This is a genomic window from Aquicella siphonis (assembly GCF_902459485.1).
GTDB lineage: Bacteria > Pseudomonadota > Gammaproteobacteria > DSM-16500 > DSM-16500 > Aquicella > Aquicella siphonis.
The window spans coordinates 1,768,858-1,790,703 of sequence record NZ_LR699119.1 but is presented as its reverse complement, the minus strand read 5'-3'; the positions used below and the strand labels follow the sequence as shown (position 1 = coordinate 1,790,703).

At 48.7% G+C, this 21,846-nt stretch carries 22 protein-coding genes; 13 read left to right on the top strand and 9 right to left on the bottom strand.

Translation table 11 applies throughout. The annotated features are described in order from the left end of the window. Window positions 1–13 precede the first annotated feature (13 nt). Window positions 14–718 (top strand): response regulator, encoded by a 705-nt coding sequence (locus AQULUS_RS08380; protein WP_148339641.1) that lies wholly within the window; start codon window positions 14–16, stop codon window positions 716–718. Then, the gene (locus AQULUS_RS08375; protein ID WP_232051866.1) at window positions 705–1,487 is read left to right on the top strand and encodes an ATP-binding protein; all 783 of its coding nucleotides are present in this window, start codon (window positions 705–707) and stop codon (window positions 1,485–1,487) included. The genes AQULUS_RS08380 and AQULUS_RS08375 overlap by 14 nt, the downstream gene beginning before the upstream one ends. Before the next feature lie 34 nt (window positions 1,488–1,521). Here AQULUS_RS08375 and AQULUS_RS08370 read toward each other — a convergent pair whose 3' ends face one another. Further along, the gene (locus AQULUS_RS08370; protein WP_148339637.1) at window positions 1,522–1,881 is read right to left on the bottom strand and encodes a 5-carboxymethyl-2-hydroxymuconate Delta-isomerase; all 360 of its coding nucleotides are present in this window, start codon (window positions 1,879–1,881) and stop codon (window positions 1,522–1,524) included. 248 nt (window positions 1,882–2,129) lie between these two features. On the opposite strand from AQULUS_RS08370, the gene AQULUS_RS08365 reads away from it, so the two are divergent. Next, window positions 2,130–4,226 carry an alpha/beta hydrolase gene (locus AQULUS_RS08365; protein ID WP_148339635.1) on the top strand — a complete coding sequence of 699 codons (2,097 nt, stop codon included), beginning with the start codon at window positions 2,130–2,132 and terminating at the stop codon, window positions 4,224–4,226. Between the two features lie 92 nt (window positions 4,227–4,318). Here the strand turns inward: AQULUS_RS08365 and AQULUS_RS08360 are convergent, their stop codons facing one another. The 5 genes from AQULUS_RS08360 to smpB form a co-directional block, all read right to left on the bottom strand. Next, on the bottom strand, window positions 4,319–5,488 hold the full coding sequence (locus AQULUS_RS08360) for a mechanosensitive ion channel family protein (protein WP_148339633.1): 1,170 nt from the start codon (window positions 5,486–5,488) through the stop codon (window positions 4,319–4,321). A 173-nt stretch (window positions 5,489–5,661) separates the two neighbouring features. Next, window positions 5,662–5,937, bottom strand: coding sequence for a hypothetical protein (locus tag AQULUS_RS08355; RefSeq protein ID WP_148339631.1), 276 nt, complete (start codon window positions 5,935–5,937; stop codon window positions 5,662–5,664). A gap of 198 nt (window positions 5,938–6,135) precedes the next feature. Next, window positions 6,136–6,543, bottom strand: coding sequence for a hypothetical protein (locus AQULUS_RS08350; protein ID WP_148339629.1), 408 nt, complete (start codon window positions 6,541–6,543; stop codon window positions 6,136–6,138). Window positions 6,544–6,753: 210 nt separating this feature from the next. Then, window positions 6,754–7,788 carry a hypothetical protein gene (locus tag AQULUS_RS08345; RefSeq protein ID WP_148339627.1) on the bottom strand — a complete coding sequence of 345 codons (1,035 nt, stop codon included), beginning with the start codon at window positions 7,786–7,788 and terminating at the stop codon, window positions 6,754–6,756. Between the two features lie 77 nt (window positions 7,789–7,865). After that, window positions 7,866–8,330 (bottom strand): SsrA-binding protein SmpB, encoded by a 465-nt coding sequence (gene smpB, locus AQULUS_RS08340; protein ID WP_148339625.1) that lies wholly within the window; start codon window positions 8,328–8,330, stop codon window positions 7,866–7,868. Window positions 8,331–8,371: 41 nt separating this feature from the next. Here smpB and AQULUS_RS08335 point away from each other — a divergent pair, with 41 nt between their 5' ends. Continuing rightward, a complete protein-coding gene (locus AQULUS_RS08335; RefSeq protein ID WP_148339623.1) occupies window positions 8,372–8,806 on the top strand; it encodes a type II toxin-antitoxin system RatA family toxin in 435 nt (144 codons plus the stop codon). Beyond that, window positions 8,796–9,083, top strand: a complete 288-nt coding sequence (locus AQULUS_RS08330; protein WP_148339621.1) for an RnfH family protein — start codon at window positions 8,796–8,798, stop codon at window positions 9,081–9,083. Before AQULUS_RS08335 ends, AQULUS_RS08330 begins: the two co-directional genes overlap by 11 nt. A gap of 19 nt (window positions 9,084–9,102) precedes the next feature. Here the strand turns inward: AQULUS_RS08330 and AQULUS_RS08325 are convergent, their stop codons facing one another. Further along, the gene (locus AQULUS_RS08325; protein WP_148339619.1) at window positions 9,103–9,408 is read right to left on the bottom strand and encodes an outer membrane protein assembly factor BamE; all 306 of its coding nucleotides are present in this window, start codon (window positions 9,406–9,408) and stop codon (window positions 9,103–9,105) included. A 215-nt stretch (window positions 9,409–9,623) separates the two neighbouring features. Here AQULUS_RS08325 and fur point away from each other — a divergent pair, with 215 nt between their 5' ends. After that, window positions 9,624–10,073, top strand: a complete 450-nt coding sequence (fur, locus tag AQULUS_RS08320) for a ferric iron uptake transcriptional regulator (protein WP_148339617.1) — start codon at window positions 9,624–9,626, stop codon at window positions 10,071–10,073. A 228-nt stretch (window positions 10,074–10,301) separates the two neighbouring features. Here the strand turns inward: fur and recN are convergent, their stop codons facing one another. Together recN and AQULUS_RS08310 are read right to left on the bottom strand one after the other, a co-directional pair. Continuing rightward, the gene (gene recN / locus AQULUS_RS08315) at window positions 10,302–11,969 is read right to left on the bottom strand and encodes a DNA repair protein RecN (protein WP_172622788.1); all 1,668 of its coding nucleotides are present in this window, start codon (window positions 11,967–11,969) and stop codon (window positions 10,302–10,304) included. Between the two features lie 5 nt (window positions 11,970–11,974). Beyond that, window positions 11,975–12,877 (bottom strand): NAD(+) kinase, encoded by a 903-nt coding sequence (locus AQULUS_RS08310; protein WP_232051865.1) that lies wholly within the window; start codon window positions 12,875–12,877, stop codon window positions 11,975–11,977. Between the two features lie 159 nt (window positions 12,878–13,036). On the opposite strand from AQULUS_RS08310, the gene grpE reads away from it, so the two are divergent. The 7 genes from grpE to glmM all read left to right on the top strand — a co-directional run bounded on the left by grpE (window position 13,037) and on the right by glmM (window position 21,780). After that, on the top strand, window positions 13,037–13,594 hold the full coding sequence (gene grpE / locus AQULUS_RS08305) for a nucleotide exchange factor GrpE (RefSeq protein WP_148339614.1): 558 nt from the start codon (window positions 13,037–13,039) through the stop codon (window positions 13,592–13,594). 68 nt (window positions 13,595–13,662) lie between these two features. Further along, window positions 13,663–15,615 carry a molecular chaperone DnaK gene (dnaK, locus tag AQULUS_RS08300; RefSeq protein ID WP_148339612.1) on the top strand — a complete coding sequence of 651 codons (1,953 nt, stop codon included), beginning with the start codon at window positions 13,663–13,665 and terminating at the stop codon, window positions 15,613–15,615. A 260-nt stretch (window positions 15,616–15,875) separates the two neighbouring features. Continuing rightward, window positions 15,876–16,994, top strand: a complete 1,119-nt coding sequence (gene dnaJ, locus AQULUS_RS08295; RefSeq protein WP_148339610.1) for a molecular chaperone DnaJ — start codon at window positions 15,876–15,878, stop codon at window positions 16,992–16,994. 51 nt (window positions 16,995–17,045) lie between these two features. Then, a complete protein-coding gene (gene greA / locus AQULUS_RS08290; protein ID WP_148339609.1) occupies window positions 17,046–17,519 on the top strand; it encodes a transcription elongation factor GreA in 474 nt (157 codons plus the stop codon). Then, a complete protein-coding gene (gene rlmE / locus AQULUS_RS08285) occupies window positions 17,519–18,145 on the top strand; it encodes a 23S rRNA (uridine(2552)-2'-O)-methyltransferase RlmE (RefSeq protein ID WP_148339606.1) in 627 nt (208 codons plus the stop codon). The genes greA and rlmE overlap by 1 nt, the downstream gene beginning before the upstream one ends. 310 nt (window positions 18,146–18,455) lie before the next feature. Beyond that, window positions 18,456–20,417: an ATP-dependent zinc metalloprotease FtsH gene (ftsH, locus tag AQULUS_RS08280; RefSeq protein ID WP_148339604.1), complete on the top strand. Its 1,962-nt coding sequence runs from the start codon at window positions 18,456–18,458 to the stop codon at window positions 20,415–20,417. Further along, complete coding sequence (gene glmM, locus AQULUS_RS08275) at window positions 20,398–21,780, top strand: phosphoglucosamine mutase (protein WP_408608943.1); 1,383 nt, start codon at window positions 20,398–20,400, stop codon at window positions 21,778–21,780. The genes ftsH and glmM overlap by 20 nt, the downstream gene beginning before the upstream one ends. Window positions 21,781–21,846 lie beyond the last annotated feature (66 nt).

The following is a 21,846-nucleotide window of genomic DNA, read 5'->3' as shown; positions in this document are numbered from 1 at the left end:
AACCGGTTACGGTATGAAAAAATTGACATTGCTTGTTATCGAAGATGAAGAAGCGATTCGTGACATGTTGCGCTTCTCCTTGCCAAAAGATGAATTTCATCTCGTCGATGCGGAAAACACGTCCAAGGCGTTCAGCATGCTGTCACACTGCATCCCTGACCTGATCATACTGGACTGGATGCTTCCGGATAAAAGCGGCATCGATTTTATCAAGACGATCAGAAAACAGGATGTGCACAAGGATATTCCGGTAATCATGCTCACCGCCAAGGCGGAAGAAGAAAACAAGATCAAGGGCTTGATGGTCGGCGCCGATGATTATCTGACGAAGCCGTTTTCGCCTAACGAACTGGCTGCCAGAATCCGCACTGTGCTGCGCAGGGGATTGATTAAATCCGTCGCCGGCGAAGTAAAGCTGGGGAAGCTTGTTCTGAACACCAATAAATGCAGTGTATTTATCGACTCCAATCCTGTCAGGCTGACGCCGGCGGAATATAAGATTCTCTGTTTTTTCATGCTGCACCCGGATAAAATTTATACCCGGGATCAGTTAATCACCCATGTGTGGGGAAGAAATGCATATATAGACGAACGCACGATTGATGTGCAGATCAAACGGCTGCGGCATAAACTGAAACCTCATGGGTATCATGATGTAATCAAAACCGTAAGGAGCGCTGGTTATATTTTTTCAGGACACAATCATGTCCAGACATAACGATCTGCATTTAAAAAAACTTCCGAAAGCGGTTAAAAATTATATCCGGCACCTGGAACAGGTACGAAGTGATTTTGTTGCGAATGTATCGCATGAATTGCGCACGCCGTTGACGGTGATACAAGGTTATCTGGAAGCGTTAATCAAGAATGATCCCTCTGAGAACGAGGTATTGAACAGGATTTTTGTTCAAATGTATCAACATAGTTTGCGCATGGCGGATATAATTGAAGACTTGCTGCTGCTTTCACATCTGGAGAGCGAGGATCACCCTGTTGAGGAAAAGAACGATATTCATGTCGCTGAAATTTTGAAAATGCTCTGTGTGGATGCAAAAAACATCAGCGGTGATAAAAAACATAAAATTCGTCTGGACGCCGATGAGGAATTGCATATCAGCGGCTCGGAAAGCGAACTGCGCAGCCTGTTTTCCAATCTGATCGTGAACGCCGTGAAATACACTCCTTCCGGAGGCAGTATCCAGATTGAATGGCGCCGGGACGAACAAGGCCGCGGCTGTTTTAGCGTGGCTGATACGGGCATTGGTATCGCAAAGGAACACTTGCCGCGCATTACGGAACGATTCTACCGTGTGGACAAGGCCAGATCGCGGGAGCGCGGCGGCACGGGACTGGGCCTTGCGATTGTGAAACATGTCTTGCTGCGGCATGGCGCGGAAATGTCTATTGAAAGCGTCGTGGAGCAGGGAAGCCGCTTTACCTGCCTTTTCCCCATGGAAAGAATGACCGCTCGCTCAAGTCAGAACTGAATTTTAATTTGGTGTTCTGTTTGCACCTGTCATGTCAGCCTGCGAACTTGAAATAGGTTTTTTCAAGGGCGGAGATTTCCAGCGTGATTTGCAGCTGTAATTTCGAGCGTGATTCAGTGAAATGGCTTTTTAAGATTTCCATGATATTCTCGCCCGCGTTGATTAGCAGATCTTCCGGTCTGCCGGGCAATACTTTCAGATCCGCATGCACGAAGGCATTCATGGTTCCGCCGTCGCCTATATAAAAATTCTTGTATTCAAGAGCCCGACTTTTGCACCCGCTGATCTGGGTTGGCAGTGTTTGCGCTAAAAGTTCATGGCATTGTTGGAACAATACTGACAAATTTTCCTTTTCAAGTATGTTATCGCTGAATTCCAGTGTAAGATGCGGCATGTCTGCTCCGGTCAATAATAGTTGTCTGCGGTTTGTTTTATAAAGTCAATGAGGATGTCTTGTTTCGCCCGTGAAATCTTGCCCATTATAGACTCAGACAGGCCTCTTTCGGAATCGGTGATTTCCTGGTTGAAATGAGTTTGCTTTTTATTTAATCTTCAACCCCGATCCAAGAATGTGTTAAACACATGTTCCCTTCAAATGATAACACATGATTTAGTTCACTTACCCTCAAAAGGAGAGAATGCTTGAAAACAATCATTACATTATTAGTGACTTTCGCGTCTGCGATGAATGCATACGCAGGTCAAGCTGTAAGCCCTGGTACGGCGCCCGACTCGACGACACAAGGCCCGCATACGGTCGCTACCGCGGAATACCGGCTTCCAGCTGCGATTGACAAGGACATCCTGTCAGACCGCATGACTGAAATCTGGGCCAAGGCTTACTATCCGGCAGACCTCATGAACAGCGATGGAAAAATGCCGTTGGTTGTCATGCTGCATGGCAATCATGCGACTTGCGGTATAGGCTCCATGCCCCGCCGCGACACGAATTGTGAATATACTTATAGCGGGAGCTGCCCGGCGGGTTATGTTCCGGTTCCCAACCATGAGGGGTATGACTATTTGGCAAAAAACCTTGCCTCCTGGGGCATGGGAGTTATCTCAATCAATGCTAACCGCGGTATTACCTGCGGCGGTGGAAACGACGGCGACTGGGGTTTGAATCTGGCGCGCGGCAAACTGGTGCTTAAACATCTCAGCTTGTTATATCAATGGTCAACATCAGGCGGTGCACCGGCTTCCCTGGGATTGGGTGACAAGGGCTTGCTGGGCAAGGTCGATTTTAGCCACGTGGGACTTCTGGGTCATTCCCGAGGCGGTGAAGGGGTAAGAGCGGCGTATAATTTGTATAAAGACGCAGGCAGTCCCTGGCCGGCAAGAATACCCGGACTGGAAATCAAGGCAATTTTCGAAATTGGCGCAGTTGACGGCCAGACATCCCGCGTTCTGGATGCGGATGGAACGGTCTGGAACCAGTTATTGCCCATGTGTGACGGTGACGTTTCCGATCTGGAAGGCCGTTATCCTTATGAGCGTATGTTGATGAATACCCGTGAATCGTCAAAAGCGCAAAAATCACTTTATGAAGTATGGGGCGCCAATCATAATTTCTTCAACACCGAATGGCAGGGAAGTGACAGTTATGGGTGTTCTGCAGGTAAACCCATCTTTGACCAGAAGGGATATTATTCCACCGAACAGCAGCAAGTCGCTCTGGCCAGCGTGCCCGCGTTTTTCAGAAGCCGCCTGGGTCTGAAAGCGGAACCGGTGTTTAATCAGAATTTCAATCCTTTGAATGAGCTTCCGGGAGTGGTTAAAAAGGTTACGCAGGTAGACAGGGAGTTTACGCCTTCTCCCGGCGCGAGTGAAAACGCTGTCGTGGATGATTTTGACAAGCCGACAGGGATCAACAGTTCGGGTAATGCCAATATCGCCAGACAAATCCAGATAGAGCATAAAAATCTGGAATCAAACCGTGATCAGAGAGTGGCGGCGATATCCTGGACTTCCGCCGGACCGGAAACATACTTTGAATCGGTATGGGCGGCTCCGTCGCAGGGCAAGGACATTCACGATTACGCTACACTGGATTTCCGTACCGCCCGCATCAGTAAATCCGGAACCGGCGAAAGCGGGACTGATTTTGGCGTTGTTCTGACTGATGCATCCGGCCTGGTGTCAAAAGAAATTCCGGTCAGCCAGTTTGCGCTCATCAATGGACCGGGTAATTACAACCCTGTTCTGCAGACAGTGCGCATTCCTCTTTCGGTATTCCAGGGCGTGGATCTGACCCGTATCCACAGTGTCAGGTTTGTCTTTGATAAATCCGCAACCGGCAAATTGTATTTTGCGAATATCCGCGCGCAAAAACAGATGGGCCTGGGTTATGGCCAGGGCGGCATTTCCCTTGCTGCGGCGATGCATAAATCTTATGCAATGCCTGCTTCAACACTGGTTAAAGAAGAGTATGTTCCGGAAAATCTTAATACCATACGCAGTATTCGCATGGTTCATAAGAGTTTTGCCCTTTCCGGACAGCCTGCGGTGGAAATCACACTTGCCAGTGAAGTGCCTTTCCAGGCCATGAACAGCCTGCCAGTGTTGAAAATCGGAAACAAGCAATACAAGCTTAGCCGATACACTGATCTCAAGACCCTCAAGGAATTGACTTTTACCCTGTCAGACAAGGAGTACAAGGAAATTTCAAGAGAAGGCGCCGTCACAGTGACAAATGGGAAAATATGGAAATTTGGTTCTATTGCCAAATCCCTGAAGTAAGTATGTGTTGACAAGACGTATCGCTGATAAAATCCCCCGGCACAAGGCGTGCGCAGGGGGATTTTTTTAAGATATTTGACAGAAAGACGCTATTATTCGAATGACACCGGCCGTGGCACGCTTAATTCAAAATAGGGTAGAACGGCGTACAGGTATTCAAAAATTTCAGCCTGAGTGGATTCGTATTTTTCAGAAGTAATGGTATTCGTGAAAAAATATAGTTCCAGCGGCAATCCGCCCGCGGAAGCTTGCAATTGTCTCACCATGACGCGCATGTCCTGATGCACCCCGGGATGTTGTCGTAAATACGTTTCGACATATTTGCGAAAAAGTCCCATATTGGTTGTGTCCTGGAGGGTACGGCTGTCCAGGGTGGAAAATGCGTGCAAATCCTGGTTTTGAATTCGATCAAGCATGACTTGATCACAAAAACGTATGCTCTTTATATCAATCATCATGCTGCGTTTGACGCGCCTGCCGCCCGATTCTTGCATGCCGCGCCAGTTTTTCAGTCCCGAGGTGAGCAATGCCGAGCTGGGTATGGTCACGAGGGTTTTATCGAAATTCTGCACTTTTACCGTATTCAGGGAGATTTCCATGACTTCGCCATCAGCGCCGAAGCTGGGCATTTCAATCCAGTCGCCAATGCGAACTATATCATATGCGGTGAGCTGGATGCCGGCGATGAATCCTGTAATGGAATCTTTGAAAATCAATGCAAGAAAAGCTGTCGCAGCGCCCAGGCCGGTTAAAAAGTAAGCGGGAGATTTATCAAACAGGATAGAGGCGGACAATAGCACGGCCATACTAAACAAGACGATTTTGGCGACTTGCACATAACTGTTAATGGGTTTGTATTTCGCGATTTTCAGGTTGCTGTAATGCTCATTCACCGCATTCAGGAGTGCCGCAAGCACAAAGGCGATACCCATGATCATATAAATTCGTGTTAATTCCCGAATCAGTTCTGACAGGAATAGTTTGAAATGGGGAAGGTCAATGTCAAACAAATAAGAGAAATATGACAGAAGAAACGCAGGGACAAGGTAAGCGAGGCGGTGGAAAAAATGATTCCTGAACAAGATCTGTCCCGCACCTGAACGGTTTTTGCCAAACGCCTTGTCTATAAACGTGATTAAAAAATATTTGGCAAAATAATGGCTAAACGCGATAACGAGACCGGATCCTGCCAGGATAAACATGGCGACCAGAGAAACGTAGGCATAACCATTGAAATTATTAATTGTGAAGTCAGTCGTCATAATACGATTGGGGGCTGGAATCGAAATAGAGAAAAATTATATACGCCTAAACAAATATTGTCAATAAATTGAACAGTCCGTGGCCTTATTAAGGGTAATAGACACACTCTGCTTCAGAAGCATTAAACCCCTACGCAGTCATGGGCAGCATCCATATCTCTGGTGGCGTAGCGTTAGGGTGCGCTTATCCAGGAATATTCTGCCATTTCACCGCTGCCTTTTTCATAATGCCGCTTGGGGGCAACAGAATGAAAATAATGCACAGGTGTCTGGTAGCACGCCTGGTAACAAGGCTGAAAGCACCCATAATTGCAAGTCACATAAAGTTCACTTCCCGGATACACCAGATAATATTCCGCATGCGCGCTGGATGACACGCCTGCTGACAAGACAAAAGCAGAAACAATCAATGCGGGAATAAGCTTATTTTGCATTTTTTTTACCGTCATAAGCTGCACTCCTGTTTTGCTTTTTATTTAATAATTATAGCATTAAGCGCAGAGTCAAATATTATGGATGGACAAGACGGTATAAGCCGCTGATAGATATGAGGAAGCACGCCTGTCAGTGCGGCCAGGACAGGCATGGTCTTTACAGAAACGCAGCAACCGTTTGGATTTGTGTTGACGCTGCGTTTTCTTGCGGGATTAGGATCGTTTCAAAGGCAGGGGATAAATGGCAGGAGCGCCTTTCGCATTATTTCTGACTGCGGTGACTTCCAGTGACGTGGCCTTGGCAAGCTGTTTTGGATCCACGCTGCAATAAAAATAATTTTGTTTGGGTTTGCACCGGAGTTCCATGGATTTGGTGTCTTGTTTAATAACAGCCTTCACTGTGGAGTGTTGGATAAGTGGATGCTGGAATCCGATATCAAGCAACAGGATTTTGAAACCATTTTGCTGAGGAATGACTTCGATATGAAATGCTCCAGGCATGCGGATGAAACCGCCGTTCGGTCCGGGGAGATTTTCACCATGGGCGAAACTGGCGGCGGAAAGAATTGACATGCCTGTTATGGCGGCTATTTTGAACAGCATGTGAAAAAAAAGTTTCATGGGATTTCCTTGACAGAAGAGATGGGTATACGCAAGTCATGATGAATATGCGCATTGGCATCATTCAGCGTGCATATTCAAGCTCATCCGTTATTTGAGCTGAAATTGCGCGGGTTTGCAATCCCGCCCTAAAACTTTATGGTCGTCTGACCGTTTCTGCCCATCCTTGGGAGGCAACGGGAAAATTTCTGCCTGGTTCAAGCAATACAGTTAATGACTGCTAAATCGTTTGCGCAGCCCCGCATGTTCAGGGGCGGATTTGACCGGCGTTTGAGTATCCGTATGACTGATTGCGGGTTCGGCTTTTAATTTTGGCAGCGCGCGAATGATTTGATAGGCGCTGGCCTGGCCCAGCGCGGCGGCAGATCCAGTGATACTCCATTCAATCGCTGACAAAGGGTTATTGAGGAAAGCGGCGATGGCGCCGATTTCTGTCGTGATTTTTTCAATGTATCGGGGATTTAATCCCAAGTGTTCGAGCACAGGTGAGAGGGTGTTACGTATGATGGCATCCATCGCAGTGTGGGTAATGGAAGAACTCAGCAGCAAGGTGATGGAAGATTTGGCTGCTTCAACACACCAGGTGGCATTTTTGTAACCCTGTGTGATCATAAGCGGGCGGATATATTTATCCAGCAAGGTATGAAGAAATGCCAGGCTGAAACTTTGGGCACCCTTGATGCAATGACTTTCCAGCTCGGAATACATTTTTTCTGCGGCGGCCGCAAGACGCGGTGCGCGTCGCTGCTGTCTCAGGTATTTTTCATGTGCTTTGTTGATGGCATCCGCATCATCCTGGCTGAGCAGACAGTCTGTGCGTTCGCCATTGCAAAGCCCTATCTGTGCTTCAAACTGTTTAATGTGTTTGAGTATGCATCTGACATCATTCTCATTCATGTGTTCAGGAGAGGTTTTGCCCTTGATAATGTGCGTATGTTCCTGCTCAAAATCAGCTTTGCTTTTATGAAAACTATCATGGTCCGTATCTTCGCGGTGTCCGAACCGAAAGTTGCCCTTGAAGCAGAGGTCCGGGCGCAGGGCGCCGGAAAACACCATCTCGCCTGCGTTGGATTCATGGGTAAACAATGTCAGGGCATTGTTACGCATATAGGCTTTTTTGATGCCTTTGGAGTTAACTGAAGTTTCATAATCCAGTTCCCTGGGGTTTTCTCTGATGCTGCCATCGGGGTCAAGATAATCCAGAATGTAAGGAATAAGCGTATCATGCAGTCGTGATAATGCCATGGGAAAACCTCGTTTTTTGTATTAAATTTAGCCAGATATTATGATAATAGCGGATAAATATCAAGTGTATGAGGGAACTATCGTTTTAACAAGCGCTGCTTTTGCCGTTCCCAGTCGCGTTCCTTTTCCGAAGCGCGTTTGTCGTGCAGTTTTTTACCCTTGGCCAGGCCAATTTCAAGTTTGACCCTGTTATTTTTCCAGTAGAGTGAAAGCGGTACAACTGTATAGCCGCGCCGTTCCACGCTGCCTATCAATTTGTTGAGTTCTCTTTGATGGAGTAATAACTTGCGGCTGCGCTGGGGCTCAGGATTGATATGCGTTGACACGGTTTGCAGTGGTGTGATCAGGGCGCCGAACAGCCAGGCTGAACCGCTTTTCAGGAGCACATAACCCTGGTCAAGCTGCACCCGGCCAGCCCGCAAGCTTTTGACTTCCCAACCTTCCAGCACCAATCCTGCTTCTATTCGGTCTTCGATGAAATATTCATGATGTGCTTTACGATTGACGGCAATCGTTGTATTTGTCTTTTGTGTCTGCTTCATGTCGCGCAGTATAATGCTTAATCTTTTTTTTGGGAATGGTTATGCACACTTTGAAAAGAAATGCTCTGGTGCCTTATTCTGCGCGCCAGATGTTTGAACTGGTGAATTTGATAGAAGATTACCCGCGTTTTTTACCGTGGTGTCACAGCAGCCAGATTATCAGCAGGACTGAGGATGAAGTCATTGCTTCGCTGGATATCAACTGGAAAGGCATACACAAGAGCTTTACCACGCGAAATCGTTTGAATCCGTTTGAGAGAATCGAAATCTCGCTGGTGAACGGCCCTTTGCACCGCCTGGATGGTGTCTGGGAGTTTTACGCCCTGGATGAATTTGCCTGCAAGATAGACCTTGATCTGGAGTTTGAATTTACCGGACATTTTATTGACAAGTTATTCCAGCCAGTGTTTCAGCATATTGCCAATACACTGGTTGAAGCATTTTGCAAACGGGCACATGAATTGTATGGCGAGTAAAACCCGGATCCGCGTCGAAGTGGCTTTCGCCGCGGTTGACAAACAGGCGATCAGAATAGTGGAGCTGGATGCGGGCACGACCATTGAATCCGCTATCCGTTTGTCGGGAATATTGTCAGATTTTCCTGAAATCCGTTTTGACAGGCATAAAGTGGGTGTTTTCAGCAAGCCGCGCGCTTTGACGGATACGGTGCAAGATGGCGACCGTATTGAAATCTACCGGCCGCTCCTCATCGATCCAAAAGAGTCACGGCGAATAAAGGCAAAAAAAACCTGACAGGTATGCGAGCGCAATTTTATCGTGTTTGTATTTCTTTCAGGCGACCTTGTTCAAACAGACAGGTGACATGTTTTTCCTTGCGTGGACTCATGCCATCCTGATAGGTATAAACATATTCCATGCGGTTAGGTGTGAGAATATTTGCCACCACCGGCGTGCCCATAATGGCAATGACTTGATCAGACGACATGCCGGTATGCAGCTGGCTGACAGCCTCATTGGTAATAATGTTGCCTTGTTCAATAATAGGCTTGCGAATCTGGAAAAAGCTGCAGCCTGCCAGAACCAGCATCATTAGTATGCAAACTAGGCTTTTATACATCGGTGATCTCCATAGCGTTTTATTGTGAACTTGAATTTGTTGGGTAAGTATAGACAAGTTATTGGGAAAAAAACCAGAAGTTGTCTTAAAAATACTGACTCATAATGTGTTCAGGGTGCATCCTGTGTTTGATTCATCAGAACCGGGTAGTGTGTTATGATCAAATGTTTCGTATGATAATGGCTTGATGACACCCGCCCAGGTTCTGTCGGGATATGGGACGACTGTTGAGGGAACTGGTTTTGACCAATAATCATGATTTGAAAAAAGCCGGATTGAAAGTCACGATTCCGCGTCTGAAAATTCTGCAAATCCTGGAAAAGTCCAAGGAACATCATCTGAGTGCGGAGGATATCTATCGTACCCTGCTTGATTCTGGCGAAGATATAGGGCTTGCGACGGTTTATCGCGTGCTGACACAGTTTGAAGAAGCCGGCCTGGTGGTCCGCCATCACTTTGAAGGTGATTTGTCAGTATTTGAACTGGACCATGGAGAACACCATGATCATCTGGTCTGTGTCAAATGCGGCCGGGTTGAGGAATTTGTTGATGCCGTCATTGAAAAACGCCAGCAAGAAATTGCCAGGCACGCTGGCTACTCCATCACCGATCACAGTCTGAATATTTATGGCATATGCGAGAAATGCCAGAAAAAGGACAGGTAAGGCATTTTCCTAAACCAGGGTTCATGGTTCGAGACGCGCAAGCGCGGCTCCTCACCACGAACGGAAGGTACGCCGCTGACGCGGCTCCTCACCACGAACGGGATTTTCACCACCGTTCACCCTGAGGCTCGAAGGGCCTGTCCTGAGCCTGTCGAAGGGCTGTTCATCCCCATCATTCCCGTTTTACCGGACACTACTGCGCTTGCGCGAAAATGACAAAGGTCCGCGCTATATTCCTTCCAATACTTCCCGCGCGTGTTCCAGGGTTTTTTCAGTGATTTTTTCACCGCCCAGCATACGCGCGATTTCGCGAGTTTTTTCCTCTGATTGCAGCATGCGCAGTCGGGTATGTGTGCAGTTTTGTACGAAATATTTTTCAACCAGCAGGTGATGATGACCGCATGCCGCTACCTGCGGTTGATGAGTCACACAGAAGACTTGATATGAATCGCCCAGCCTGCGTAATAATTTTCCGATTTTTTCAGCGGTTGCCCCGCTGAGTCCGGTATCGACTTCATCAAAAACCAGCGTCGGAATGGACGTGCGATTGGCAAGCGCCAGATGTGCCGCTAGACTGAGTCTGGACAATTCGCCTCCAGAAATGACTTTGAAAAGAGGCTGCAGCGATTGATCCGGGTTGGTTTTGATGAGAAATGTGACTTTCTCATTTCCATGCGGCAGCAAAGAAGCATGCTCTTGTTCCAGGGCGATCTTGAATTCTCCGTGCGGCAAGGACAGGGAGCGGATAATGGCGGAAATTTCCTTTTCAAGCTTTGCGCCTGCTTTCAGACGGCTGAGACTGAGTTGATGGGCGGCCTGCTGGTACAGTTTTTCTATTTCACCTTGACGGGCAATCATGATTTTCAGATTTTCATCGCTTCCATCCAGTGATTTTAATTCATCCGCCAGGCGTGCCTGCAGTTCCGGCAATTCTTGGGGCTTGATTTTATGCTTGCGCGACAAATTGAAAATCTGACTGACACGCTCTTCCATTAACTGTAATTTTTCGGGATCCAGCTCGGTATTTTCTTGGTAGGATTTTAATTCCGATTCGAGATCAGTCAGTTGAATCAGGATGGAATGAAGGGTGTTGATCCATTCCCGGGCTTTGGGTTCGACAGATTGTATGGACTCCAGTGTCTTGCGTATTTCATTGATCAGCGACAATACATTCTGGTCGTCATGGTCCGCTATCTGGTTTGCGGCTTGCTGGATATGTCTTAATAATTCTTCAGCATGCGTGAGGCGGTGATGTTCTGCTTCCAGGGTTTCCCACTCCCCGGGCTGCAGTTTCAAGGCGTGCAATTCTTCGAGCTGAAAACGCAAGAACTCAGACTGGCTGACGCGGTCTTGCGCTTTTTCTTGCAGGGCATGGATTTCCTGTTCCAGCGTGCGCCAGGCTTCAGCCATGGTCTTGACTTGCGCGGCGAGAGGCAGGTGGTCGGCAAACCGATCCAGCATGTCACGCTGTGTCTCGGATTTCAGCAGAACTTGTTGTTCATGCTGGCCGTGTAAATGGAATAGGAGTTCTCCCAGTTCTTTTACCAGCTGCAAGGTGGAAGGGGAGCCGTTCACATAGCTGCGTGAACGGCCGTCGCTGGTGATGACCCGCCGGATGATGCATTCGGATGTGTCATGATACAAGTCCAGATTTTGCAAGCTTTCAATGACTTTGGGAAAGTGAGTAATATCAAAACTCAGGCTGATTTCAGCTTTGTCCTTGCCGGGACGCACCAGGTTGGGCGAGGCGCGCCCACCCAGGGCCAGTTCTATCGCTTCAATAAAAATGGATTTGCCCGCGCCGGTTTCACCCGTAATCATGGTGCAGCCGCTGTTGAGCGTGAGCTGAAGTTCTTCAATCGTCGCAAGATCCCGAATATGGATTTGAGTCAACATGTCATTCATTCCGCATAATGTAATTTGCGTCCCCAGTGCAGTTTGCTGCGCAGCGTTTCATAATAATCATAATCGAGAGGGTGGATCAGATGTAAGTGCTGGTTCTTTTTCTGGATATGGATACGACTTCCCGGAGGGGTATTGATAAGCGACTGGCTGTCGCAGGTCAGGCGCGGGGTCGCGGTATTGTTTGGAGTGATGACAATGGTGATGCGGTGGCTGCCTTCTATGACAATGGGCCTAAGACTGAGTGTGTGCGGAAACATGGGAACCAGCACCAGCGCGTCAAGCTGGGGATGGAGAATGGGGCCTCCGCCTGAAAGCGCATAAGCCGTGGATCCGGTGGGGGTGGCGACGATGACTCCGTCTGAATCCTGGCTGCAGACAAACTGGTCATTGATATATATTTCAAATTCATTCATGTGCGGCACGGAATCGGGTATCAAGGCGACTTCATTGAGCGCGTTTCCCTCACCCAGGATTTTGCCTGCATGTTCCACCGTGGCTGTGAGTAGAAAGCGTTTTTCCAGTATATAGTCTCCTTCGAGTATGGCCTTGATTTTTTTCAGATTGGAAGGAAGGATATCGGTCAAAAACCCGAGGCGGCCGCGGTTGATTCCTAACACCGGGATGCCGTCATTGATAATCGAGTGGGCGGCATGGAGCAGGCTGCCGTCGCCCCCGACGACAATCAGCAAGTCGCAATGCCGGCATAACTCGTCACGCTGGAAGCACACCAGGGACGCATCTTCCAGGAGTTCAGCCGTATCGGAATCGATACGGATTTCCAGATCAAGACTGCGCAAGTAATGTATCAATGCCTTGAGTGTTTCCATGACCCCCGGGTTTTTGACCCGGCCATAGATGCCGATTACCTTGAATTGCAATCCCATATCAAAACCCCGCATGAATTATCCATAACCTACCTTGAAACTTACCGTTTCGTCCACATATTGCTGTTTAGATAGGAGAATCAAGAAACCCGTCCGGGTCTGCTCCGGCAGGCAGCGGCTGCATTGAAAAGCATCCTATTACACCAAGATTTTGAACTGACAGGAGCAAGCAGAATGCCTAAAAACATGCCTGATAATGAAAATGAAACGAAGGCAAGCCCAGAAAAGCCAACCGAGCTTCTTGAACACCCTTCTTATGAAGAGTTATTACAAAAGCTGGACGAGGCTGAGCAGAAAGCCAATCAATACTGGGAACGTATTCTGCGTATGCAGGCTGAAAATGACAATATTTTGCGCCGCGCCGAGCGGGATGTGGCTAATGCCCATAAATATGCGCTGGAAAAGTTTGTCACCGAGCTGCTGCCAATTGTTGACAGTCTTGAGTTATGCGTGACCAGCGTTGCGCCTGAACTCCAGTCGGCGTCGGCTTCCGTGATTGAAGGCGTGAATCTGACGTTAAAGATGTTTTATACAGCCATGGACAAGTTTGGCATCAAGCAAGTCAATCCGGTATCAGAACCCTTTGATCCTGAGCACCAGCAGGCGATTTCTATGCAATATGATCCGTCGGTTTCCGCCGGCACGGTCCTGTCCGTGCTGCAGAAAGGCTATACCCTTAATAACAGGCTGTTGCGCCCTGCTCTGGTGATTGTCTCTAAAGCTGAAAAGTAAGACCCGGGATATTGAAAAATGATGAATTGCCCTTATGTTTAAATAATAGATAACAAGCGGAGAGCATTATGGCTACAAATAAAATCATAGGCATCGATTTGGGGACCACCAATTCCTGCGTGGCAGTCATGGAAGGAGATAAGGTCAAGGTGATTGAAAATTCAGAAGGTGCTCGCACCACACCCTCTATTGTTGCCTACCTGGACAATAACGAAATTCGTGTCGGCCAGCCGGCCAAACACCAGGCAGTCACGAACCCCAAGAATACCATCTATGCGGTCAAGCGCCTGATCGGCCGCCGCTATGACGAGTCCATGGTTCGCCGCATGCAGGAAACGGTGCCTTACAAAATTATCAAGGCGGATAACGGCGATGCCTGGGTTGAGGTTTTGGGTAACAAAGACCTTGCTCCACCGCAGGTTTCAGCTCAGGTCTTGATGAAAATGAAGAAGACGGCTGAGGACTATCTCGGTCATGAAGTCACGGAAGCCGTGATTACTGTTCCTGCCTATTTTAATGACTCACAGCGCCAGGCTACGAAAGACGCGGGTAAAATCGCGGGCCTGGAAGTTAAGCGTATTATCAATGAGCCCACCGCCGCGGCGCTGGCGTTTGGCATGGATAAAAAACCGGGCAATCGCAAAATCGCTGTTTACGACCTTGGCGGCGGTACTTTTGATATCTCGATCATTGAAATTGCCGAAGTGGACGGCGAGCACCAGTTTGAAGTGTTATCCACTAATGGCGATACCTTCCTGGGCGGTGAAGATTTTGATCAGCGCCTGATGAATTACCTGATTGATGAATTCAAGAACACTTCCGGTATTGACTTGCGCAATGACCCGCTTGCCTTGCAACGTCTCAAGGAAGCCGCGGAAAAAGCCAAAATTGAACTTTCTTCTACCCAGCAGACAGAAGTCAATCTGCCGTATATCACCGCCGATGCTAGCGGACCAAAACACATGAATGTTAAGATTACCCGGGCCAAACTCGAATCACTGGTTGAAGACCTGATCCAGCGCACGATAGAACCTTGCAAGCTTGCGCTCAAGGATGCCAGCCTGGGAACTGACAAGATCGACGACGTCATTCTTGTCGGCGGCCAAACCCGTATGCCTCTGGTTCAGGAAACCGTACGCAAGTTTTTTGGCAAGGACCCGCGCAAGGACGTGAATCCTGACGAAGCGGTTGCCATGGGCGCTGCCATTCAGGGTGCGGTACTCTCTGGCGCGATCAAGGATGTGTTATTGCTAGACGTGACTCCGCTTTCATTGGGGATAGAAACCATGGGTGGTGTCATGACCAAGCTGATAGAGAAAAACACAACGATTCCAACCCGTGCCGCGCAAATATTTTCTACCGCTGCCGATAATCAGACCGCTGTGACCATACATGTGCTGCAAGGCGAGCGTGAAATGGCGTCTGCCAATAAATCACTGGGCCGTTTTGACTTGACTGATATTCCCCCCGCGCCGCGCGGCATGCCCCAGGTTGAAGTCACGTTTGATATTGATGCGAATGGCATTTTGCACGTTTCCGCGAAAGACAAGGCGACAGGCAAGGCGCAATCCATCAAGATCCAGGCTTCTTCCGGCTTGAGCGAGGCAGAAGTCGAGAAAATGGTGAAAGACGCAGAAGCGCATTCGGCTGAAGACAAGAAATTCCATGAATTGGTTACGGCTCGTAATCAGGCTGATAACATGATTCATGCGATTACCAAATCAATGAAGGAAGCGGGAGACAAGGTCAGCGCTGATGAGCGCCAATCCATAGAGAATGCGATTAATGCTCTCAAGGAAGCCATGAAAACAGATGATAAGGATGCGATTGAGGCCAGGACAAAAGATTTGACGGAAGCTTCCAGCAAAATGGCGGAACGCTTGTATGCCCAGGGTCAGGCGGATCAGGCGGCTTCCCAAGCAGCTGGTCAGCAGTCAGCCGGATCTGACAAGAAGCAAGACAATGTTGTGGATGCGGAATTTGAAGAAGTCAAGGATGACAATAAGCGAGGTGACAGCTAATAGCATGAATCTTGATCCATGGCGGATCACGCCTCGGATGAGAGAAGGGGTCACCCAGGGTTATGTCAACCTTGTTCCCTGATCGGAACAATATGAGCCCCGTCATCGCGAAAAGCATTGCCGCAGTGAAGAAACCTTTTCTTCTTCAAGGCAGGGATGCTGATTGCGAGGGCGGGGTTTGATCTATGCAATTATCTGTGCTGTGATGACCAGGAAACAGGCCAGACATAAGCAGTTTGATAGAGTGGAAGAACCGGATTATGACTAAGCGTGATTATTATGAAATTCTCGGCGTGACCCGTAATGCCAGCGAAGAGGAAATTAAAAAAACATATCGTCGCCTGGCCATGAAGCATCATCCGGATCGAAATGCCAATGACAAGGAATCGGAAGAAAAGTTCAAGCAGATCAAGGAAGCGTATGAAGTCCTTTCAGACAGCAGGCGGCGGGCTGCTTATGACCAGTTTGGCCATGCCGGAGTAGAAGGGGCGGGCGGATTTGGCGGCGGTGCCGGCGGCATGAATTTTACTGATATTTTCGGGGATATTTTCGGGGATATTTTTGGCGGCGGCAGGGGAGGCGGGCCGCAGCGGGGTTCAGATCTGTATTATACCCTGGAAATATCTCTGGAAGATGCGGTGTTTGGCAAGACTGCCGAGATCACCATTCCCACTCTGGCGACCTGCGGCGAATGCCATGGGTCGGGCGCGCGTCCGGGAACTTCGCCAGTGACCTGCTCTGACTGCAATGGGTACGGGCAGATACGTATGCAGCAAGGATTTTTTTCAGTCCAGCAAACCTGTCCAACCTGTTACGGCAAGGGCCGCGTCATTCAATCGCCTTGTTCGCATTGCCATGGGCGTGGACGTAACAAGCAAAACAAGAAACTGTCTGTCAAAATACCGCAGGGGGTGGATACCGGCGACCGCATACGGCTGAGCGGCGAAGGTGAAGCGGGAGAGTCAGGCGCCATGTCGGGTGACTTGTATATTCAGATCCAGGTTCAGCCGCATTCTTTATTTGAACGTGACGGCAAGAACTTGTATTGTGAAGTCCCTATCAGTTTCGTCACCGGTGCTTTGGGCGGCGAACTGGAGGTGCCCGCGCTGCACGGCCGTGTCAAGCTTAAGATTCCTGCTGAAACACAAACCGGAAGAGTATTTCGCATCAGGGGCATGGGTGTGCCTTCTGTCAGGGGAGGTGATCCGGGTGATTTGATGTGCAGAGTTCAGATAGAAACGCCTGTTAATTTGACCGCCAAGCAAAAAGAACTTTTGACTCAATTTGATAAGACCATGCCGGTCAATAATAAGCACAGTCCGAAATCCAGTTCATGGTTTAATAAAGTCAAAAAATTTTTTGAAGATATGAAGTTGTAATCATGAAGGGGCATGAATGACTTGTGTAAATCTAGTTCAGGGGTGATAGGCATGCAAAAAGTACCAATGACTGTAAAGGGCGCAGACAAGCTGCGTGAAGAATTGAATCGGTTAAAACAGATTGAACGGCCTAAAATTATCAATGCGATTGCGGAAGCGCGAGCTCATGGGGATTTAAAGGAAAACGCGGAATATCATGCCGCAAGAGAACAGCAGGGGTTTATTGAGGGACGCATTCTGGAAATTGAAGCCAAGCTTTCCAGCGCGCATGTGATTGATGTCACGCAAATGGATAACTCCGGCCGGGTGATTTTTGGTGCCACGATCAAATTGACTAATGAAGACGGGAGTTCCCTTTCTTATCAAATAGTAGGTGAAGATGAAGCCGACATCAGCTTGAACATGATTTCTGTCACTTCGCCGGTTGCGCGCGCCCTGATAGGTAAATACGAAGGAGACACAGTCGAAGTGAAGACGCCGGAAGGGATCATCGTTTATGAGATTGTTGAAGTAGTATACATTTAATGACCAGTAAAAGCAGCCGCCGCTGGCTAAGAGAACACTTCACAGACACGTACGTCAAACAGGCGCAAAAGGAAGGATATCGCTCGCGCGCAGTTTATAAGCTGCTTGAATTTCAGGAGCGTTACCATTTGTTCAGGTCCGGCATGACTGTCGTTGATCTGGGTGCGGCTCCTGGAGGCTGGAGCCAGCTTGTGGTCAAGCTTATCAAGCCGGGCGGCCGCATGATCGCCATGGATATTCTGCCCATGGAGCCGGTTGAAGGAGTGGAATTTATCCAGGGCGATTTTTCGAATGACGAAGTTCTGAATACACTGCTAGAGCACATATCTTCGAACAAGGCAGACTGGGTCATTTCTGATATGGCGCCTAATATGAGTGGTAACGAAAGTATTGATATTCCCCGTTCCATGTATCTTTCTGAATTGGCTCTGGATTTCGCTCTGCGCGTGTTGGCTCCTGGAGGAGGGTTTTTAATCAAGGCCTTTCAAGGGGAGGGCATAGATGCTTTTCTTGCTGAAATAAAGCGCAATTTCAAGTCGGTTGTTATTCGTAAACCAAAAGCATCTCGTGACCGCTCCCGGGAGATTTATATTTTGGCGCGAGAACTGAAGCGGGGAGTGGAATGATCGCTTGTTTAACGGGGCGGCAGATAGCGGACTGGCATGGTGAACCCCATGAAACTATTGATAATTAGTGCTCGATGAGCGATATAGTAAGGTAAGGGGGCGTAAGCCGGAAGATTAAACCGGAAAGGTAGGGTCATTGCTCTTGTAGTGTATAACCCCCAGATTAGGTATGATTAAATTATACTTAATAATAAATGACACAGAATAATTTGAATGAGCAAGTCTGTAGAGGATGCGTACTTTAGATTGACGACTGACGTGTATGTTTGAGTTGAATTTAAAATCGACGCTTTGAGAGAGGTCTACCAACGTGAATGATGCAATCAAGACGATACTTTTATGGTTAGTTATAGGGATAATTCTGATCTCTGTTTTCAATAACTTTGGACCTCGGCGTGAAACAGACAAACCGATCAATTATTCTCAGCTGATTAGCGAGGTCAAGCAGGGCAATGTGCAGTCGGTCACGATTTCAGACCAGAACATCACAGGCACCTTGCAAAACAATTCCAAGTTCGTTTCTTATCTGCCCATGCCGCAGGATACGACTTTGCTCCAGGAATTGGTAGATAAAAAAGTGGTAGTCAAGGGCAAGCCTCCGGAGCAGCCGGGTATATTGGCTCACCTTATCAGCCTGCTTCCCTGGATTGTTATTCTTGCTATCTGGATTTACGTATTACGGCAGCAGGCGGGTGTGGGTAAGGGCGGTGCATTTTCATTTGGACGCAGTCGTGCACGGCTGCTGAATTCGGACCAGGTCAAAGTGACATTCGCTGATGTTGCGGGTTGTGAAGAAGCCAAGGAAGAGGTGAAGGAGCTGGTGGACTTTTTGAAAGACCCCGGCAAGTTCCAGCGTCTGGGTGGAAAAATTCCTCGCGGCGTCTTGCTGGTCGGGCCGCCGGGCACAGGCAAAACTTTGCTGGCGAGAGCGGTAGCCGGGGAAGCCAAAGTGCCGTTTTTCACGATTTCCGGATCTGATTTTGTGGAAATGTTTGTAGGTGTCGGTGCGTCACGCGTGCGCGACATGTTTGATCAAGCTAAAAAGCAAGCTCCCTGTATCATCTTTATTGACGAAATTGACGCGGTAGGGCGTCACCGCGGCGCCGGTCTGGGCGGCGGTCATGATGAGAGGGAGCAGACCTTGAACCAGTTGCTGGTTGAAATGGATGGATTCCAGGGCAGTGAAGGTGTGATTGTCGTTGCCGCGACCAACCGTCCGGATGTCCTGGATCCAGCCTTGCTGCGTCCAGGCCGGTTTGACCGTCAGGTGGTGGTCGGCCTGCCGGATGTCCGCGGGCGAGAGCAGATATTGAGGGTGCATAGCCGCAAGGTCCCGACTTCGGATGATGTGGATGTGGCTGTGATAGCGCGCAGCACTCCCGGTTTTTCCGGTGCTGACCTGGCGAATATTGTCAATGAGGCTGCATTATTTGCCGCCCGTGCCAACAAGCGCAGTGTGGATATGGAAGATTTTGAAAAGGCAAAAGATAAAGTCATCATGGGTACCGAACGCCGTTCCATGGTCATGACGGATGAAGAAAAGAAACTGACAGCTTATCATGAAGCCGGGCATGCGATAGTCGGACTGAATGTTCCATCGCATGATCCGGTCCATAAGGTCACCATTATCCCGCGGGGCCGGGCATTGGGTGTGACCATGTTTTTACCGGAAGGTGACAAATACAGTTATACGAGAGAATATCTTGAAAGCAAGCTTTCCAGCCTGTTTGGCGGCCGTCTGGCGGAAGAGATTATCTTTGGGGCTGGCAAGGTGACAACAGGTGCGTCTAACGATATCCAGAAAGCAACAGAGATAGCCCGTAATATGGTGACAAAGTGGGGGCTTTCTGAAAAAGTGGGTCCGCTGACGCTGGGCGGAAATGATGAGGAAGTATTCCTGGGGCATTCCATTACCCGGCACAAGGATATTTCCGAAGCCACATCCAGTGTGGTGGATTCTGAAGTGCGCGATATTATTGAGCGCAATTACCAGCGCGCTGAAAAAATCCTCAAGGAAAATATTGAAAAACTTCATACAATGGCAGAAGCGCTGATCAAGTATGAAACCATAGGCCAGGAACAAATCCAGGATATTATGGCAGGGCGCGCGATTCGCGAACCCGCCAGCTGGCGCAACAAGGAAGTTTCTGAAAAGGCCAAGCAGCAGTCTTCCTCGGAGCAGCCGATTAAAACCGAAGAAAGCAAAGGCCCGCTAAAACTGGATGAAGAAAATCAAGGAACCGCTTCTGCAAATGGATCAAGCATTAACTGAGATGACATCAACCACTCCAAAAACACGCCGTTATTTTGGTACGGATGGCATACGCGGACGCGTTGGCGTATGGCCGATTACTCCTGAATTTGTCTTAAAACTGGGCTGGGCTGTCGGCAAGGTGCTTGCCCGTCAGGGCAATGGCAAGGTGTTGATCGGCAAAGATACCCGCATTTCCGGATACATGTTCGAATCAGTACTGGAATCCGGATTGTCTGCGGCGGGAATAGACACTCATTTGCTGGGCCCTATGCCTACACCTGCTATCGCTTACCTGACACGCACGCTGAGAGCTCAGGCGGGAATAGTGATCAGCGCTTCTCACAATCCTTATTATGATAACGGTATCAAATTCTTTTCATCCCAGGGAACCAAGCTGCCGGATAATCTGGAGTTCGCGATTGAAGAACAACTGGAGCAGCCCATGACTACCGTCGATTCCGCCGAGCTGGGCAAGGCGATACGTGTTGTCGATGCTCCTGGGCGTTATATCGAGTTTTGTAAAAGCACGGTTTCTTCAGACATCATTTTGAATGGCCTCAAAATAGTGGTGGATTGCGCGCATGGTGCTGCTTACCACATTGCGCCTAATGTGTTTCGAGAGCTGGGCGCGGAAGTGGTGGAAATAGGTGTTGAACCTAACGGGTTAAATATCAATTTGAATTGCGGTGCCACCCATCCTGAAGTGCTGCGCCAGAAAGTCCTTGAACATAAAGCAGATTTGGGCATTGCGCTGGATGGCGATGGCGACAGAGTGGTCATGGTAGATCATCGCGGACAAATCCTGGATGGTGATGATTTGTTGTATATTATCGTTAAAGACAAATTGCTGCATGGAACTTTTAGAGGCGGAGTTGTCGGAACAACCATGAGTAACCTGGGTCTTGAAATGGCTCTCAGGCAGAATAATATCGAGTTTGTGAGGGCAGCGGTGGGCGACCGCTATATTATCAGTGAGCTGACCAAGCGTCAGTGGCACCTGGGAGGCGAGCCGTCCGGGCATGTGGTATGCATGGAGATGACAACGACCGGAGATGGTATCATCACAGCCCTGCAAATTCTCGCTGCCATGCGTCATCGAAAAAAGGCCTTGGCGGAAATGTGTTCCGGACTGGTAAAATACCCGCAGGTGCTGCTTAATGTCAGGATAGCGCAGCACCATGACGCTTCGCTGGAAAATGCCGCTGTTCAGCAGGCAGTGCGCGCTGTGGAAGCAGAATTGGGTGAAAATGGCCGCGTGATCTTGCGCCGTTCCGGGACTGAACCGTTAATTCGTGTCATGGTGGAAGGTGAAAGCGAAACAAAAGTCAGGCAATTGGCGGAGCAGTTATCTCAGGTGGTCAGGGAGGCATTGGGAGAGTAGTTTTCCCTTGGCTTCAATGCGGCCTCTCTTGTTTGCTGATTTGAAAAATGCAAAAAAATCCCCTTG

Coding starts and splice junctions, on each gene's coding strand:
- AQULUS_RS08370 (WP_148339637.1), bottom strand. CDS start 1,881: ATGCCGCATCTTACACTGGAATTCAGCGATAACATACTTGAAAAGGAA.
- smpB (WP_148339625.1), bottom strand. CDS start 8,330: ATGAAGCAGACACAAAAGACAAATACAACGATTGCCGTCAATCGTAAA.
- AQULUS_RS08375 (WP_232051866.1), top strand. CDS start 705: ATGTCCAGACATAACGATCTGCATTTAAAAAAACTTCCGAAAGCGGTT.
- AQULUS_RS08355 (WP_148339631.1), bottom strand. CDS start 5,937: ATGACGGTAAAAAAAATGCAAAATAAGCTTATTCCCGCATTGATTGTT.
- greA (WP_148339609.1), top strand. CDS start 17,046: ATGCAAAAAGTACCAATGACTGTAAAGGGCGCAGACAAGCTGCGTGAA.
- AQULUS_RS08345 (WP_148339627.1), bottom strand. CDS start 7,788: ATGGCATTATCACGACTGCATGATACGCTTATTCCTTACATTCTGGAT.
- AQULUS_RS08325 (WP_148339619.1), bottom strand. CDS start 9,408: ATGTATAAAAGCCTAGTTTGCATACTAATGATGCTGGTTCTGGCAGGC.
- dnaK (WP_148339612.1), top strand. CDS start 13,663: ATGGCTACAAATAAAATCATAGGCATCGATTTGGGGACCACCAATTCC.
- AQULUS_RS08335 (WP_148339623.1), top strand. CDS start 8,372: ATGCACACTTTGAAAAGAAATGCTCTGGTGCCTTATTCTGCGCGCCAG.
- glmM (WP_408608943.1), top strand. CDS start 20,398: ATGGATCAAGCATTAACTGAGATGACATCAACCACTCCAAAAACACGC.
- rlmE (WP_148339606.1), top strand. CDS start 17,519: ATGACCAGTAAAAGCAGCCGCCGCTGGCTAAGAGAACACTTCACAGAC.
- dnaJ (WP_148339610.1), top strand. CDS start 15,876: ATGACTAAGCGTGATTATTATGAAATTCTCGGCGTGACCCGTAATGCC.
- AQULUS_RS08310 (WP_232051865.1), bottom strand. CDS start 12,877: ATGCGGGGTTTTGATATGGGATTGCAATTCAAGGTAATCGGCATCTAT.
- AQULUS_RS08360 (WP_148339633.1), bottom strand. CDS start 5,488: ATGACGACTGACTTCACAATTAATAATTTCAATGGTTATGCCTACGTT.
- AQULUS_RS08350 (WP_148339629.1), bottom strand. CDS start 6,543: ATGAAACTTTTTTTTCACATGCTGTTCAAAATAGCCGCCATAACAGGC.
- recN (WP_172622788.1), bottom strand. CDS start 11,969: ATGTTGACTCAAATCCATATTCGGGATCTTGCGACGATTGAAGAACTT.
- fur (WP_148339617.1), top strand. CDS start 9,624: ATGGGACGACTGTTGAGGGAACTGGTTTTGACCAATAATCATGATTTG.
- grpE (WP_148339614.1), top strand. CDS start 13,037: ATGCCTAAAAACATGCCTGATAATGAAAATGAAACGAAGGCAAGCCCA.
- AQULUS_RS08330 (WP_148339621.1), top strand. CDS start 8,796: ATGGCGAGTAAAACCCGGATCCGCGTCGAAGTGGCTTTCGCCGCGGTT.
- AQULUS_RS08380 (WP_148339641.1), top strand. CDS start 14: ATGAAAAAATTGACATTGCTTGTTATCGAAGATGAAGAAGCGATTCGT.